We start from the raw sequence: 15311 nt of genomic DNA on the forward strand, positions 1-15311 counted from the left end.
CAGCCTGCCGGAAGAAAGTGCCCCGTGCGGGTGACAAACGGGTGGTCCGTGGGTACCCCCGCCCCATGACAACGACGAAACCCCAGGTCGAAGGACCTGGGGCTGCCATCGCGCTCCCCCAACTGGATTCGAACCAGTAACCCTTCGATTAACAGTCGAATGCTCTGCCGTTGAGCTATGGGGGAATGTTCTGTTGTGGGCCGGGCCTCGCGGCCTGACGCGCACAACTCTAGCGCATGCGCGGCAGTGCCTGCGCACACCCCCCTGGTTTCCCGGTAGGAAGGGACGTGACCAGGCACGATGGGAGGAGAGGACACCGCATGAAGGGCATCCTGATCGGCGCGGCCGTCGGCTACGTGCTGGGGGCGCGTGCAGGCCGCCGGCGCTACGACCAGATCGTGCGCGCCTACCGCTCGCTGACCGACCACCCGGCGGTCCAGGGCGCGGCCGGGATCGTGCGCGCCAAGGTGAGCGAGAAGACCGGTTTCGGACGCCACCAGGGCCACCAGGGCACGACCGCCGCCTCGAACGCGAACGGGCACCGGCGCGACCCGGTCATCCCGCGCACCAACTAGGCGATCGCCGTGGCCGTCCCGGGCGAGGGGCGGCCACGGCACGGCGGTGACGACGCCCGAGGTCAGGGCACCCGGGCGACCGCGAAGACCCGCCGGAACGGGAACCACGTGGTGCCGTCCGCCCGGCGCGGGTAGGCCGCGCGCAGGCGTGGCGCGAGCCGCGCCCGGAACTCCTCCCACGAGGCGTCGTCCAGGGCCGCGCGGATCGGTCGCAGCGCCGTCCCGCTGATCCACTCCAGCACGGCGTCCTCCCCCTCCAGTCGCTGCACGTACGTGGTCTCCCAGGCGTCCACGGCGGCCTCGGACAGCACTTCCGCGTACCCGACGGGGTCCAGCACCGGCGATGACCGCACGAGCCCCGCGAGGGCCGGCCACGACTCGTCGACCAGTTCGCGCACCAGCGCGTGCGACGGCCCCGAGAAGTTGCCCGGCACCTGCACCGCCAGCCACGCCCCGGACGGCAGCCTCCGCACCCAGGCGCGCAGCAGGTCCTCGTGGCCGGGCACCCACTGGAGCACGGCGTTGGTCACCACGACGTCGACGTCCTCGGCGGGCTCCCACGCGGCCACGTCGGCCACCCGCGCGTCGACGCCCCGCTCCCGCGCCGCCGCGACCATCTCGGGCGAGGAGTCGACGGCCTCCACGACCGCCGACGGCCAGCGCTCGGCCAGGGCGAGGGTGAGGTTGCCGGGGCCGCAGCCCAGGTCGACGACGCGGCGCGGCGACGTGGCGCCGACGCGGGCCACCAACTCGTGGAACGGTCGTGACCGGTGGTCGGCGAACGCGAGGTACTTGCCCGGGTCCCACATGCGCGACTCCAATACAGTACGAACGTACTGATACCGTACGCCCGTACTGGCAAGGGTCAGTCGACGGGCTTGGCCGCCGCGATCCTCGCCGCCACCGACGCCGCGATGTCGCGCACCGCCGCCACGTCCGCGTCCGGGTCGGGCCGCACCTGGAGCACCACGCCGTCCCTGCCCGGCACCTTGCGCTGGAGGAACCACGCCCCCGGCGACTCGTGCCGGTGCCGCGACTTGATCGACGCGGTGACGCGCTCGTGCACCACCTGCGGGATCTTCCCCGGCGACTCCAGCGGGAACCGCGTCGCGGGCAGGTCGCGCAGCAGCACGGCCTGCCCGGCCTCGCCGTCCTCCACCGCCTCGACGACGGCCAGGGCGTTCCCCGTCCACGTGGCCTTGCTCACCAGGTGCCAGCCGACGCGGCGCGGTCCGGCCGGGTCCGGCAGCCACAGCCCGCGCGTGGTCGCGATCAGCCACCCGGCGCCGACTGCGGCCGAGGCCAGCACGTTCTCGTCGGCGTCCAGCGACCCGGCGAACCCCTCGGGCGCGCCCGAGCCGAAGATCCTCCGGAACAGTTCCCTCACAGCCCGCCCACCGCCTGTTCGCCCAGTGCCTTGTGGTACTCCTCCAGGGCGATCAGGTCGCCGAAGAGGTGGCGGTACTCGTCGGGCTCGTCGATCGGCGACACCCGCCGCAGCCGCGACTTGATCTCCGCGATCTGCCGGGACACCAGCATCTTCTGCACCCCGGCCAGCACGCCCTGCACGTAGCGGTACTCGTCCGCCTTCACCTGGAGCGGCTCCACGGACAGCTCGCGCAGCACCGTCCGCACGGACTGCTGCGCGCACGCCTGCGACACCGACTCCAGGAACGTCGGCCCGGACAACCCGGACGACGTGCCGCCCGCCTCCCGGATCGCCCGGTGCAGCGCCTGGTAGGCGGGGTGCGTGAACGCGTCGTCCGGCAGCGAGTCGTAGTACGGCCCGGCCATCTCGGGCAGCTGGAGCGCCGCCTTGAGCGCCTCCCGCTCGGTGCGCAGCGCCGGGTCGCGCGGGTCGGGGCGCGGCGGGCCGCTCACGTCCACCGCCGGCGCGCCCTGGTTCGGGTCCACGGCCACCCGCCGCGTGGGGGCCGCCGCCGGGGCGCGCCCGTTGGCCGTCTCCCGCACCCGGCGCACGACCGCGGCCTCGTCCTCCCAGCCCACCCACCACGCCAGGCGCGTGGCGTACCCGTCGCGCTTGGCCCGGTCCTTGATCTGGGCGACGAACGGCACCATCTTCTTCAGCGCCTCGACGCGGCCGTCCACCGAGTCCAGGTCGTAGTCGCGCAGCTGCGCCTTGATGGCGAACTCGACCAGCGGCGTGCGCCGGGCCACGAGGTCGCGCACCGCCACGTCACCCTTCTCCTGCCGCAGCTCGCACGGGTCCATGCCGTCGGGCGCGACCGCGATGTAGGTCTGCGCGGAGAACTGCTGCTCGCCCTCGAACGCCTTGAGCGCCGCCTTCTGCCCGGCCGCGTCGCCGTCGAAGGTGAAGATCACCTCACCGCTGAGGGAGTCGTCGATCAGCAGCCGCCGCAGCACGTTCATGTGGTCCGGGCCGAACGCCGTGCCGCACGACGCGACGGCCGTGGGCACGCCCGCGAGGTGCATGGCCATCACGTCGGTGTAGCCCTCGACGACGACGGCCTGCCGGCGCTTGGCGATCTCCTTCTTGGCCAGGTCCAGCCCGAACAGCACCTGGGACTTCTTGTAGATCGGGCTCTCGGAGGTGTTCAGGTACTTGGCCTGGATCGGGTCGTCGTCGAAGATCCGGCGCGCGCCGAACCCGACGACCTCCCCGCCCATGTCCCGGATGGGCCACAGCAGCCGCCGGTGGAACCGGTCGATCGGGCCCTGCCTGCCCTCCTTGGTCAGCTGGGCCTTGAGCAGCTCGGTCAGCTCGAACCCGCGCCCGAGCAGGTGCTTGGTCAGCTTGTCCCAGCCGCCGGGCGCGAAGCCGCAGCCGAACTGGCGGGCGGCGGCCTCGTCGAAGCCGCGCTGCGCCAGGAACTCGCGCGCCGGCATGGCGTCGGGCGTGGCGAGCTGCTCGGCGTAGAACTCGGCGGCGGCGCGGTGCGCCTCGATGAGCCTGCTGCGGGTGCCGCGGTCGCGCTGGACCGTGGCGCCGCCGCCCTCGTAGACCAGCTGGATGCCCGCCCGGTCGGCGAGCCGCTCCACCGCCTCCACGAACCCGAGGTGCTCGATCTTCATCACGAACGCGATGACGTCGCCGCCCTCGCCGCAGCCGAAGCAGTGGAACGTGCCGTGCGAGGGGCGCACGTTGAACGACGGCGACTTCTCGTCGTGGAACGGGCAGAGCCCCTTCAGCGCGCCGGAGCCGGCACCGCGCAGCGAGACGTGGTCCCCCACGACGTCGTCGATCCGGCTCCGGTCACGCACCAACGCGATGTCGCTCTCCCGGATGCGTCCTGCCACGTCGACCGAGTCTAGTGCTGGCAGACTGGTGCCCGTGACCGCAGCCGAGCAGACCCTGGTCGCGACCTTCACCGGCCTGCGCTCCCACCTCGTCGGGGTGGCCTACCGGCTCACCGGCAGCGTCGCGGACGCCGAGGACGCCGTGCAGGAGGCGTGGCTGCGGCTGTCCGGGCTGTCGGCGGAGGGCCGCGCGGCGATCCGCGACCCGAAGGGCTGGCTGACGACCGTCGTGGGGCGGATCTGCCTGGACCGGCTGCGGTCGGCGGCGGTGCGGCGCGAGCGGTACGTCGGGCAGTGGCTGCCCGAGCCGCTGGTGACCTCCGGCGAGGACGACCCGCTGGACGCGGTGGTGCGCGACGACGGCGTGCGGATGGCGGCGCTGGTGGTGCTCGACCGGCTCACGCCCGAGCAGCGGGTGGCGTTCGTGCTGCACGACGCGTTCGGCGTGCCGTTCGACGAGATCGCGGACGTGCTGGGCGTGACGACGGCCACGGCGCGCCAGCACGCGTCGCGGGGCCGCCGCGCCGCCGCCGACGCCGACCCGCCGCCCAGGATCGCCCTGGAGGAGCAGCGCGAGGTGCTGGAGCGGTTCCTCGCGGCGCTCGCGGCGGGTGACGTGGGCGCCGTGGTCGGGCTGCTGCACCCGGACGTCGTGGTGGTGGGCGACGGCGGCGGCAAGGCGAAGACCGCGATCAACGTGGTGTCCGGCGCGGACAAGGTGGCCCGCTTCCTGTTCGGCCTGGTGCGCAAGTACGGCGGGCTGAGCACCGGGCGCCCGGCGCTGGTCAACGGCGACCTGGGGGTGCTGATCCCGGCGACCGACGACGTGACCGAGCGGGTCAGCGCGTTCGCGGTGCGCGACGGCCTGGTGGTGGCCGTCTACGACGTGTCGAACCCGGACAAGCTCGCCCACGTCGACTTCGCGGCGGGCGGTGTCACGGCATCGGCACCCGGCACGCCTCCCCCGACGTGAAGCCCTGGTCGGTGATGCCCAGCGCCGAGTTGAACCGGGCCCGCTGGTTCTCCAGCGCGATCAGGTAGGTCAGCTCGACCAGCCCCCGGTGGCCGAGCCGCGCGTCCAGCTCGGCGACCTGCTCGTCGGTGACGGCGGTCGGGGTGGCGGTCATCGCCTCGACGTAGGCCAGCGCCAGCTTCTCCAGCCCGGTGTACCGGTCGGAGCGCGCGTAGTCGCGGACCTCCTGGAGCCGGTCGACGTCCAGGCCCTCGTGCTTGATCAGCATGGTGCCGAAGTCGACGCACCACGAGCAGCCCGCGGTGACGGCGGTCGCGTACACCACCAGCTCGCGCAGCGACACCGGCAGCGTCGTCGCGGCCTTCTCCACGCCCAGCTCGTGGCGGGCGCCCGCGACCAGCAGCTTCCGGTGGTGCGCCGACACGGCCACCGGCTCGGGCACCGCGCCGAACCGGCGCTTCGCGAACCGGTAGGCGAGCCTGACCAGCGGGCCGGCCTCGCGGGTGGTGACAACGGGAATCCTGGGCATGTCCCCTCCTCGTCCTCGGTCTTCGAGGAGGGGACGGCGGGGAGCGCCGGAACGTGACGACTAGGGCTCGACCACCTGGGCGAGGAAGAACACCACGCCCGTCTCGGCGTGCCGGACGAGGAACAGGAACGGCCGGTCCACGCGCACCTCGCGGCCGGGTTCGGCGGGGATGAACGACGTCATGCGCATCACCACGGCGGTCGCCGCCGCGCCCTCGAAGCCCTGCTCGTCGACCCGCAGCACGGCCTCGTGCACCACGTCGTCCACGTACAGGCGCGGGTCGGGGCTGAGCCCGCTGAGGTCGGCCTCGCGGGTGAACAGGGTGGTCACGCCGATCTGCCGGAGCGCCGGGGCCAGCGAGGTGTTGAGGCCGATGTCGAGCTTCGGCAGGTACAGGTCGACGCGCTCCCAGTCGAGCGCGTCGAGCACCTCGGGCACGCCGTCGGTGGGGCCCAGCTCGTCCTCGGGCAGCAGCACGACCGCCTCGACGCCGCCGTTCGCGGCCAGCGCCACGGCCTCCCAGCCGGCGGCGCGCGCGTAGCGGGCGTTGTCCTCGCGGCGCATGGTCGGCACGTCGCCCGCGCCCCGGAACGGCCGGTCGGCCGTGTCGTGCTCGGGGAACTCCGCGTTCCACGCGCACTTCAGGTACAGGGCGTTGACCAGGGTGGCGACCGTGTCGGTGGTGATCGAACCGCGGCCGAGCAGCTCGGGGACCAGCCCGCGCGTGGTGTCGGCGACGTCGGCGTTGATCATGCCCCGCGCGCCCTCGGGGTCGGTGGCGAACGGCGCCGACCGCGCGCCCGCGCCGGGCCAGCCCGCCAGGTCGGCGAGGAAGCCGTCCTCCAGCGGCAGCGCGTCGGACGCCCACAGCGTGTTGGCCACGGCGAACTCGGCGTCGTCACCGACCGCGGTGGCCTTGAGCAGCTTGGCGTTGTCCTCGCCCAGCAGCGCCACCAGCTCGGCCGCGGTGTCGCCGCGCGCCGCCTCGGCGGTCGTGCCCAGGGCACTGGCCACCGAGTACGGGGACCAGCAGGCGTTGCGCGTGCGGTCGGGTGCGACGGCGTCGTGCAGGGCGAGGGCGAACGTCAGGGGCGCTCGGTCAGGCACTGGGTTTCCTCCACCACTGTCGGGTCGTCCGGGATGGGCCGTTCGCCGGTGCCGCCCGCCGGACCGGGTGGCACGGGGTGTCGTGGTTCGCGGACGCCGGCGGAACCGTCGTCGGTGTCGCCGTCGGTGTCGCCGTCACGGTGCCGGTCCGGGTGCTTCCGCCGGTACCGGCGGGCCCCCGTGCTCGCGCGGGTCCGCGCCACGGTCAGGACCCGCCGGGCGGTCGGTCGTCATCGGTCATGCCTCCGAGTGTGCCACCGGTCACACGCCGCGCGCGGGTGTCGCGGTCAGTGCCCGGTGCCAGGCGACGGCCTGGGCGTCGGTGAGCGAGGCGACCTGGTCGACCACGACCCGCAGCCGCGCCGCGTCGTCGCCCGCCGCGTGCCAGGCCGGGTGGAACGCCGGGTCGAGGCCCTCGGGCGCGCCGGTGAGCAGGGCGTGCACCAGTTCGGCGATCAGCTCGCGCTGCCCGACCTGCATGCGCAGCCGGTCCGGGTCGCTCATCACGTACCGGACGGCGACCGCCTTGAGCAGCGCCACCTCGGCCTGCGCCCGCGCGGGCACCACCAGGTCGGCCTCGTAGCGGGTGAGCGGGCCGTCGCCGTGCACCTCGCGCGTCGCGCCGACCGCGGCGGAGGCGAAGCGGCCGACCAGCTCGCTGGTGAGGCGCTTGAGCGCGACCTGCGCGCGCCGCGACCCGTCGTACTCGGCGAGGTCGGCGATGACCGGCAGGGCGAGCAGTTCCGCCGCGGTGGCCTCCAGGACGTCCACGGGCTCGTCGCAGAAGTGCTTCGCGGCCAGCTCGGCGATGGCGGTGCGCTCGACCGGGTCGCCGAGGGCCGAGAGCCGGATGCGGTGCGCGAGGACGCCGTCCTCCACGTCGTGCACCGAGTAGGCGACGTCGTCGGCCCAGTCCATGACCTGGGCCTCCAGGCAGCGCCGGTGGTCGGGCGCGCCCTCGCGGACCCACCGGAACACGTCGAGGTCGTCGTCGTAGGCGCCGAACTTCGCCGTGCCGGGGCGCCGGGGCCACGGGTACTTGGTGGCCGCGTCGAGGCAGGCGCGGGTCAGGTTGAGGCCGCGTTCCGTCTTGGGCTCCAGCCTGGTCAGGATGCGCAGGGTCTGCGCGTTGCCCTCGAACCCGCCGCACGGCCCGGCCAGCTCGTCGAGCGCGCGCTCCCCGTTGTGCCCGAACGGCGGGTGCCCGATGTCGTGCGCCAGGCCGGCGGTGTCGACGACGTCGGGGTCGCAGCCCAGCTCCTCGCCGATGCCCCGGCCGATCTGGGCGACTTCGAGGGAGTGCGTGAGGCGGGTGCGCGGCACACCGGTCACCTCCGCGCCCTCGTTCGGCCCGACGACCTGCGTCTTGCCCGCCAGCCGGCGCAGGGCGGCCGAGTGCAGCACCCGTGCCCGGTCGCGCGAGAACGGCGTGCGCCGCTCCGCGCGCGCACCGGGCAGCACGGCGCCCTTGGGCCGCTCCCCCAGCAGCCGCGCGCAGTCGTGTTCGGTGTAGCCGCCGCTCATCGGACCAGCCTAGGTGAGCGGGCGGGGCGGGGTCGGTCCGCGCGCCGGGGCTGTGGACAACTCCCCCCGCCGGTGTCCGGGGCCGTGGTCGGGACTCGGCGGTCAGGACTCGGCGGTGCGCTCCCGGTCGTGCAGCGGGCCGAGTTCGCGCGCCCCGGACACGGTGCGCCGGGCGATCCGCCACCGGCCGTCGTGGTGGCGGTACTCGTCCAGGTAGGTGCCCACGCCGGTCGACCAGGTCCCGTCGTCGAAGTTCACGTGGAAGATGACGTCGCTGCGGCCGGTCGCGACGCCCTCGGCCAGGCCGGCGAGGTCCACGACGTGGCTGACCGTCCCGTGCCGCATGACGGGGAACGCCCGCCACTGCTCGCGGACGGCGGCGCAGATGGCGTCGATGCCGGTGAACACGTGGTCCGGGCCGGTGTCCCACACCGCGTCGGGCGTCCAGACCTCCCGCCAGAGGTCCGGGTCGCGGTGGTCGGCGGCCACGCAGTAGTTGTCGGCCAGCCGGTGGAGGGCCAGTTCGGCCTCGACCCGCTCCAGGCGGGCGACGACGTCGCGCAGTTCGGTCATGCCCCCACTGTGGCCGGTGCGCGCGTCCCGCGCGGGGGAACCGCGGACCGTCGGACGGGAAACCCGGTCAGAGCAGGATGCCGTCGAACGCCCCGGCCGGCGCCTTCATCAGGTGGTAGTACAGCAGCCCGCCGGTCTCGCGGCGGATGTAGAACAGCTGCGTCTGCCGCGTCTGCACGTTCGGCCCGCTGCGCGTCGGCGACGTCCAGGCCGACAGGCCCTCGTCCTCGGCCATCGTGCGCGCCCGCAGCGAGTGCCACGGGTCGCTGACGATCACCGCGGTGCGCAACGACTTCGCGCGGGCGGCGGCGGCCACGGCCCGGATGCTGCCCAGGGTGTCGTTGCCCTCGCCGACCTCCAGGATGCGGTCGGTGGGGACGTCGTTGTCCTCCAGCCAGATGCGGCCGGCCTCGCCCTCGGTGAAGTTGTCGCCGGGCTGCCTGCCGCCGGTGGTGGCGATGTACTCGACCACGCCCTGGTCGTAGAGGCGCTTCGCGTGCTGCAACCGCGCTTCGAGCACCTCGGAGGGCACGCCGTTGTACTGGGCGGCGCCGAGCACCACGGCCATGTCCGCGTGCGTGCGGTCGTCCTCGCGGGCGACCTGCCAGACGCGGAAAGCCGTGCCGCCGACGACGAGCAGGCCGATGACGAGGGCGCCGAGCACGAGGCGCGTCACGAGCCGGCGGAGCCTCGGCAGGAACGTCACGCACCCGATGATTCCACACCTCGGCACTGGGAAGATCGAGCCCATGCCAGCAGAGCAGCCGACGATCGTCGCGACCTCCGGCGGTTTCCGCGCCGGCCACCGGACCAACCTGGAGTTCCACCGGCTCGTCCACCACGCCGTGGACCTGTCCGGCGTGCACGGGCGCGCGCCGCGGCTCTGCCACGTCGGCACGGCCAACGGCGACCAGCGGTGGTTCAACGCGGACGTCTCCGAGGCGGGCCGGCTCGTCGGGTGGGAGGTGTCGCACCTCAACCTGTTCACCATGCCGCCCACCGAGGACCTGGCCGGGTTCGTGCGCGAGCACGACGTGGTGTGGGTGGGCGGCGGCTCGGTGGCGAACCTGCTGGCCGTGTGGGAGGTGCACGGCCTCGGTCCCGTGCTGCGCGACGCGTGGCGGGACGGCGTCGTGCTCGGCGGGGTGTCGGCCGGGTCGATCTGCTGGTACCTCGGCGGGTCCACGGACTCGTTCGGACCGGACCTGCGCGTGGTGACCAACGGGCTCGGGTTCCTGCCCTACGGCAACGGCGTGCACTACGACAGCGAGCCGATGCGCCGGCCGACGATCCACGCGGCCGTCGCGGCCGGGACGCTGCCGGTCACGCACTGCACCGACGACGGCGCCGGGCTGGTCTACCGCGGCACCGAACTGGTCGAGGCGGTCTCCGAACGGCCCACGGGCGGCGCCTACCTGGTGCGACGCGACGAAGCTTCAGGAATCGCACAGGAGGAAACGCTCGACACCAGGCGGTTGTGAACGGACCGTGGAGGGGTGGCAGGACGCCGGCGGCTCGTGGTGCCCGCGCCGGTCGTCGGCGTGGACGCGGTGCTGCTCCCGGGGCCACCCGGGACCGCCGGCGTCGCCGAGACCCCGCACGCCGCCGCGCCCCGGACGGCCGGGAACCCGCCCCGGACCTCCCGGCGGCCGTGGCGCGGGCGGTCGGGGCCGCCGCCGGTGTCGAACCGGGGGGTGACCCCGGTGGACCTCGACACCGGCGCCGCGGCGTCCGCGTCGGATCATCGCCACCAACACCGTCGCCCGGGGCGACACCCGCGAGGTCGGGCTCGACCAGGCCACCGAGCACGGGTAGCGGCGACGTTGTCGACCACCTGGCGGGGGTCGCCCCTCCACGGCATCGGGATGGGCTTGCCGTCGATGCGCGCGACAGCGAGCTGCGGTGACCGCATCACGAGCCGACCTTGCCGGCGACGTGCGATCACCCGCACCCGTACCGGACGCGGAACGCGCTGCGCCCCTGCGACCACCCCGCGGCCGGCACTCGGCGCGTCAACCCCTCGGTGGCCGGATGACGCACCGCCGCCCGATGAACCCGGCGGCCAGTCGCCGCTCGGCGTCCGTGGCGACCGACGGCACGCCTGACATCGCGGGATGCCCGGGTGCGGTCAGGACGACGCGGTAACCCCGGGCGCGGCCCGCGTGGAGCAGCACGACCACGTCGGCGAGGCCGAGGCCGCGCCACCGGAAGACGGCCGCGATCGCCCCGGGCGACTCCCGGTCCGGCACGCGGTGGAACGTCCAACGCCGCCGGACCAGTTCGGCCGGCCACTCGTCCAGCAGCGCCGAGTCCGCCGGGGCGGCGCTCACCGCACCCCCGGGCTCGGGGGCGGGGCGTTCACGACACCGGGTCGGCGTCGACCCAGACCAGTCGCGCCGAGACGTCCTCACCGCGGCCGAACACCCGCAACGCCCGTTCCGGCGACTCCGACCGCATCCGCACCCTGCCGTTCGGCGAGACCAGTTCGGCACGGTCGGGCCAGGCCATCCCCCACGCCGCGACCTCCGCGTCCTGGTGCGTGCCGAATTCGCGCAACACCGCGAACAGGCGCGGCCTCTCGTCGGCGAGCAATTCGGTCACGAACTCCTCGTACTGCTGCTGTCCGGTCGTGGGCGACATGCCAACCGCCTCCGTGTCGTAACCGATTGACCACTTGGTGTAGCGATACTGTGCTACGAGAAACCGGTACCAGAACCGGGAACCCGTTTTATTCACCTTTTCGGAGGACAACAGTGCGTCAGGACAACGGTGGCGCGATCAACGCGACAGTGCGGCGGTGGCAGCTCACCGAAACGTTGCGAGCGTTGCGTGAAAGCAGCGGATTGAGCATCGAACAGGCCGCCGAACGTCTCCGGAAAGGTACGGGCAAGTGGTCGCGCTCGAAACTCGGCCGGATCGAGACGCGCGAACAAGGCGTCAAGCGGCACGACGTGGAGCAATTGCTGGACCTGTACGGGGTGGACGACCAGGGCATGCGCAACTGGATGCTCGGCCTGGCGTCCACCGTGAACGAACGCGGCTACTGGCTGGCGCTCCGCAAGGACCTGCCGGGCGACTTCCACGAGTTCCTGAGCGTCGAAGCGGCACTCGTGGCGTTGCGCGAGTTCGAGACGATGGTGGTGCCGGGCCTGCTCCAGACCGCCGACTACACGCGGGCGCTGATCTACGGCGCCAACCCCGGCATGGGGTACGAGGTGGTGGACCGCCGCGTGATCGCCCGGCTGGCGCGGCAACAGGTGCTCGCGCGCCCGAACCCGTTGCGGTTCCACGTGATCCTCGACGAGGCGATCCTGGAACGCCCGGTCGGCACACCGCTGGTGATGCGCAACCAACTCCAACGCCTGCTCGACACGTCGGAGGCCGACCACATCACGGTCCAGGTGCTCCCCAAGTCGGCAGGTGCGACCCCGGCGCTCGACGGACCGTTCTCCATCTTGACCTTGCCCGAGCCGATTCCCGATTTCGGCTACGCCGAAGGACCAGGGGGTGCGGTCTACATCGAGGACCGCGCCCAGGTACGCGTCTGCACCGAACGCTGGGGCATCCTCACTCAACGATCACTGTCCCCCTCCGATTCGCTGGACGCGATCAGTGAGGCGGTGAAGACTTACACCCAACCGGCTACGGCAAGGGACGCGGAATGATCAATTGGCGCAAGAGCAGCTACTCGGGCAGCGGCGGCACCGGAGGTGGCAACTGCGTCGAGGTCGCCCCGCACGGCCGGCGGTACGCGGTGCGGGACAGCAAGAACCCGGACGCGGGCACGGTCGTCGTCACCCGCGCCTGGCTCGACGCGATCAAGTCCGGTGCGCTCGACTAGTGCCGCGTCTCGGAGCGTCGACCCGTTGACCGGTCCGATGGGCTGACGGTCCGGGGTGGCACTCCCCCGTCGGGCGGGAGGTGGTCGCGGTCATCGTCCGGAGGTGTTCGTCCGGACGACGGCGCATCGCTGACGTCGTGCCCCTGCGGGTGGCGGTCACCTCCGAGGAGGTCGCCACCGCACACGGACACGACGTCCTTCGCGAGCGCCGCCTTCCTCAGTTGACGCGGTCCGCCGCCGGGTGGATCAGCTCCACCCCCTCGCGCTGCTCCGCCCACTGCTCGATGGCCTGGCCGCACGCCTGGTCGAGGTGGCGGACGCGGCTGAGGTCCACGCGCACGCGGCTGTCGTGCGGGAGGGCCTCCAGGGTTTCCAGCAGCCTCGGCAGGCGCAGGAACGTCGCGTTGCCGCGCACCGCCACGTGGTGGTGGTCCTCCCCGTGCGCGGTGACCGCGATGGTGAGCCTGGAGACGTCCCACGCGGTCTTCACCACGGCCGCGAGCAGGCCGACGACGGTGCCGGTGAGCAGGTCGGTCAACACGATCGTGGTCGCGGTGAGGACGAGCACGCCCGCCTCGGCGCGGTCGGTGCGGAACAGCGCCCGCACGCCGGACGGGTCGAGCAGCTTCCACCCGGCCTGCACGAGCAGCGCCGCCAGCACGGCGAGCGGCACGTAGGACAGCACGCCGGGCAGCAGCACGACGAACAGCAGCAGCCAGGCGCCGTGCAGCACGCGGGACAGTCGGGTGCGGGCGCCCGCGTCGACGTTGGTCGCGCTGCGCACGATCACCGCCGTCATCGGCAGCGCGCCGAGGACGCCGCACACGGTGTTGCCGACGCCTTGCGCGACCAGCTCGGTGTCGTACCGGGTGCGCGGGCCGCTGTGCATGCGGTCGACGGCGGCGGCGCTGAACAGGCTCTCGGCGGACGCCACGAGGGCGAACGTCAGCATCGCGCCCAGCACGCCCACGTCGAACAGGCCGAGGTCGACCAGGGTCACGACCTCGGTCAGCGGGCCGACCGAGATGCGCGGCAGCGGCAGCAGCAGGGCCACGGCGCTGGCCACGACGACGGCGACGAGCATGCCGGGCACGGCGCGCAGCGGCGTCCGCTTCCACAGCGCCGCCACGGACAGGGTCAGCACGCCGACCGCCACGCCGCTCAGCCCCGCGGCGGTGGTGGACGCGGACGCGGCCAGGCCGGCCAGGCCGGCGAACTTCTCGTCGGTGGTCGCGGGCTGGGCCTGCCCGGCGAACGGGTAGAGCTGGCCGAGGACCAGCACGAGGCCGATGCCCGCCAGCATGCCCTGCACGACGGCGGGCGAGATGGCGCGGAACCAGCGGCCCAGGCGCAGCAGGCCCATGGCGACCTGGAGCAGGCCGGCGCCCAGGACGATGAGGCCGAGCGCGCCGAGTCCGTGGTCGGCGACCGCGTCGGCCACCAGCACGGTGAGCCCGGCGGCGGGACCGCTGACCTGCATGGTGCTGCCGGGCAGCAGGCCGACGACGAGACCGCCGACCACTCCGGTGATGACGCCCAGTTCCGCGGGCACGCCCGAGGCGACGGCGATGCCCACGCAGAGCGGGAGCGCCACCAGGAACACCACGAGGGACGCGCCCACGTCGGGCCAGAACGATGCCGCCCGCCCCGGTGGGGCGGACGAAGGTGCGATGTACGTGCTCACTCGACGACTCCGGAAGCTCGGGCAGCCGCTGGAGCGGCTGGATGAGGTCGGTCCGGTGGGCGAGGACCTCACCGGACTCGATGTCGCGGGACCGGCCGCGCACCCGCGAGGTGATCACGGTGCGTGAGTCCGCGCGGGGGTGGACACGTGGTCGGCGACTGCCCGCGGGCGAGGCGACGGCCCGTTTCCGGGACCTCCTCGCGAATGCGCGGGCGCGCCGACCCGACTGCGGGAATCCCACGTGCTTTCCCGCCCGTCGGCGGTCGGACGGTGCGTTGACGGCGGCGGTGGGGCGTCCGTCAGTGCCGGAACACCTGCAACGCGGATGGCGTGCACCATTCGCGGAGGTGGTCGGTCCGCCCCCGGCAGAGGAACGCGGGAGTGCTCGTGCGCACCCACCGGCGCGGCGGGCCGGCGAGCGGGCGCGAAGCCGGTTTCACGTTCCTGGCCGGTGAATACCCGGCCGACCAGGAACGGTGCTCGGGGGTGCCGCGACCCTCGCGCGGCGGTTCCTCCTCCGCCGCGCCGACCGCCGCGTGCGTCGCGGGCACGACCCGCGCCACGCGGGCGTGATCCAACGGTGATGGGCTGAGGACGGCGACGAGCGCCAATGCGATCACCGCGACAACGGCACGCGCCATGACACCCCCTGATGAGCTGCGTCTGCATCAAGTGTCACAAAACGGGGTGACGTGACGGTTAATGATGAGCCGCTTTTGCCCACTTCGGGAAATGTTCACTCGATCGTTCGCGATAAATCCCATCAAACCGGTGAAGCATTACCCAGAGTGGTCACCGGTGGAGTGCGGCCAGCGCGAACGAAGCACTCGCGGCGAGCGACGCGACGGCGCGCACGTGGTTGGCGGGCACCCACTGGCGCAGGTAGGTCGCCCAGTACCCGGGCCGGCGCTCCAGCTCGCCGTTGCGCGGGACGTGGAACGCCGCGGTGAGCCCGAGCCCGCCGAGCAGGTACAGCGCCGCGCCCGCCCACGCCCACGGGTCGCCCTCGAACGCGGCGAGGGCGGACACCGCCGCGGTGGCGAGGAACAGGCCGAGGAACGCCGGGTTGAGCAGCGCGGTGTTGATCGACCGCATCGCGGCGGCGCCCTCCTCGGGCGCGAGCCGGCGCAACCCCGGCACCACCATCGCGGAGAACGCGAAGAAGACGCCCGCCATCATCCCGCAGCACAGGGCCGCGATCACCGTCACCGTGGGGAACACCGCCC

Annotated in this window: 19 protein-coding genes and 1 tRNA gene; 5 read left to right on the plus strand and 15 right to left on the minus strand. The window is 73.3% G+C overall.

Translation table 11 applies throughout. The features are described from left to right. Positions 1-113 precede the first annotated feature (113 nt). A tRNA-Asn gene (locus CKY47_RS18375) sits at positions 114-185 on the minus strand. 135 nt (positions 186-320) lie between these two features. On the opposite strand from CKY47_RS18375, the gene CKY47_RS18380 reads away from it, so the two are divergent. Beyond that, complete coding sequence (locus CKY47_RS18380) at positions 321-575, plus strand: hypothetical protein (RefSeq protein WP_306747072.1); 255 nt, start codon at positions 321-323, stop codon at positions 573-575. A gap of 62 nt (positions 576-637) precedes the next feature. Here CKY47_RS18380 and CKY47_RS18385 read toward each other — a convergent pair whose 3' ends face one another. From CKY47_RS18385 to dnaG, 3 genes are read right to left on the minus strand one after another with little or no spacing between them, the layout of a single operon-like run. Beyond that, entirely contained in the window at positions 638-1384 is a 747-nt protein-coding gene (locus tag CKY47_RS18385) for a trans-aconitate 2-methyltransferase (RefSeq protein WP_306747073.1), read from the minus strand. Positions 1385-1440: 56 nt separating this feature from the next. Next, positions 1441-1962: a hypothetical protein gene (locus CKY47_RS18390; protein WP_306747074.1), complete on the minus strand. Its 522-nt coding sequence runs from the start codon at positions 1960-1962 to the stop codon at positions 1441-1443. Next, entirely contained in the window at positions 1959-3854 is a 1896-nt protein-coding gene (gene dnaG, locus CKY47_RS18395; protein ID WP_306747075.1) for a DNA primase, read from the minus strand. The genes CKY47_RS18390 and dnaG overlap by 4 nt, the downstream gene beginning before the upstream one ends. A gap of 34 nt (positions 3855-3888) precedes the next feature. On the opposite strand from dnaG, the gene CKY47_RS18400 reads away from it, so the two are divergent. Continuing rightward, complete coding sequence (locus CKY47_RS18400) at positions 3889-4827, plus strand: sigma-70 family RNA polymerase sigma factor (RefSeq protein WP_306747076.1); 939 nt, start codon at positions 3889-3891, stop codon at positions 4825-4827. On the opposite strand, the gene CKY47_RS18405 is transcribed toward CKY47_RS18400, so the two are convergent. From CKY47_RS18405 to CKY47_RS18430, 6 genes are all read right to left on the minus strand, one after another. After that, on the minus strand, positions 4790-5356 hold the full coding sequence (locus CKY47_RS18405; RefSeq protein ID WP_306747077.1) for a carboxymuconolactone decarboxylase family protein: 567 nt from the start codon (positions 5354-5356) through the stop codon (positions 4790-4792). The genes CKY47_RS18400 and CKY47_RS18405 overlap by 38 nt on opposite strands. A gap of 60 nt (positions 5357-5416) precedes the next feature. Further along, entirely contained in the window at positions 5417-6463 is a 1047-nt protein-coding gene (locus CKY47_RS18410; RefSeq protein ID WP_306747078.1) for a serpin family protein, read from the minus strand. Continuing rightward, complete coding sequence (locus CKY47_RS18415; RefSeq protein WP_306747080.1) at positions 6442-6666, minus strand: hypothetical protein; 225 nt, start codon at positions 6664-6666, stop codon at positions 6442-6444. The genes CKY47_RS18410 and CKY47_RS18415 overlap by 22 nt, the downstream gene beginning before the upstream one ends. Positions 6667-6724: 58 nt before the next feature. Then, entirely contained in the window at positions 6725-7987 is a 1263-nt protein-coding gene (locus tag CKY47_RS18420) for a deoxyguanosinetriphosphate triphosphohydrolase (RefSeq protein WP_306747081.1), read from the minus strand. A gap of 102 nt (positions 7988-8089) precedes the next feature. Then, positions 8090-8560, minus strand: a complete 471-nt coding sequence (locus tag CKY47_RS18425; protein ID WP_306747082.1) for a nuclear transport factor 2 family protein — start codon at positions 8558-8560, stop codon at positions 8090-8092. 67 nt (positions 8561-8627) lie between these two features. After that, complete coding sequence (locus CKY47_RS18430) at positions 8628-9266, minus strand: YdcF family protein (protein ID WP_306747083.1); 639 nt, start codon at positions 9264-9266, stop codon at positions 8628-8630. Between the two features lie 43 nt (positions 9267-9309). Here CKY47_RS18430 and CKY47_RS18435 point away from each other — a divergent pair, with 43 nt between their 5' ends. After that, on the plus strand, positions 9310-10041 hold the full coding sequence (locus CKY47_RS18435) for a Type 1 glutamine amidotransferase-like domain-containing protein (protein ID WP_306747084.1): 732 nt from the start codon (positions 9310-9312) through the stop codon (positions 10039-10041). Positions 10042-10572: 531 nt separating this feature from the next. On the opposite strand, the gene CKY47_RS18440 is transcribed toward CKY47_RS18435, so the two are convergent. Then, a complete protein-coding gene (locus tag CKY47_RS18440; protein ID WP_306747085.1) occupies positions 10573-10890 on the minus strand; it encodes a hypothetical protein in 318 nt (105 codons plus the stop codon). Between the two features lie 28 nt (positions 10891-10918). Continuing rightward, positions 10919-11200 (minus strand): hypothetical protein, encoded by a 282-nt coding sequence (locus CKY47_RS18445; RefSeq protein ID WP_306747086.1) that lies wholly within the window; start codon positions 11198-11200, stop codon positions 10919-10921. Positions 11201-11313: 113 nt separating this feature from the next. Here CKY47_RS18445 and CKY47_RS18450 point away from each other — a divergent pair, with 113 nt between their 5' ends. Both CKY47_RS18450 and CKY47_RS18455 read left to right on the plus strand, forming a co-directional pair. Then, positions 11314-12225, plus strand: a complete 912-nt coding sequence (locus CKY47_RS18450) for a helix-turn-helix domain-containing protein (RefSeq protein WP_306747087.1) — start codon at positions 11314-11316, stop codon at positions 12223-12225. Then, positions 12222-12401, plus strand: a complete 180-nt coding sequence (locus tag CKY47_RS18455) for a DUF397 domain-containing protein (protein ID WP_306747088.1) — start codon at positions 12222-12224, stop codon at positions 12399-12401. Before CKY47_RS18450 ends, CKY47_RS18455 begins: the two co-directional genes overlap by 4 nt. Positions 12402-12618: 217 nt before the next feature. On the opposite strand, the gene CKY47_RS18460 is transcribed toward CKY47_RS18455, so the two are convergent. The 3 genes from CKY47_RS18460 to CKY47_RS18470 form a co-directional block, all read right to left on the minus strand. Further along, a complete protein-coding gene (locus tag CKY47_RS18460; RefSeq protein WP_306747089.1) occupies positions 12619-14085 on the minus strand; it encodes a SulP family inorganic anion transporter in 1467 nt (488 codons plus the stop codon). Positions 14086-14384: 299 nt separating this feature from the next. Then, on the minus strand, positions 14385-14705 hold the full coding sequence (locus CKY47_RS18465) for a hypothetical protein (RefSeq protein WP_306747090.1): 321 nt from the start codon (positions 14703-14705) through the stop codon (positions 14385-14387). Between the two features lie 172 nt (positions 14706-14877). Beyond that, positions 14878-15306 (minus strand): anthrone oxygenase family protein, encoded by a 429-nt coding sequence (locus CKY47_RS18470; protein WP_306747092.1) that lies wholly within the window; start codon positions 15304-15306, stop codon positions 14878-14880. Positions 15307-15311 lie beyond the last annotated feature (5 nt).

Origin of the sequence: Saccharothrix longispora (assembly GCF_030852425.1) — a bacterium.
GTDB classification, from domain to species: Bacteria; Actinomycetota; Actinomycetes; order Mycobacteriales; family Pseudonocardiaceae; genus Actinosynnema; species Actinosynnema longispora.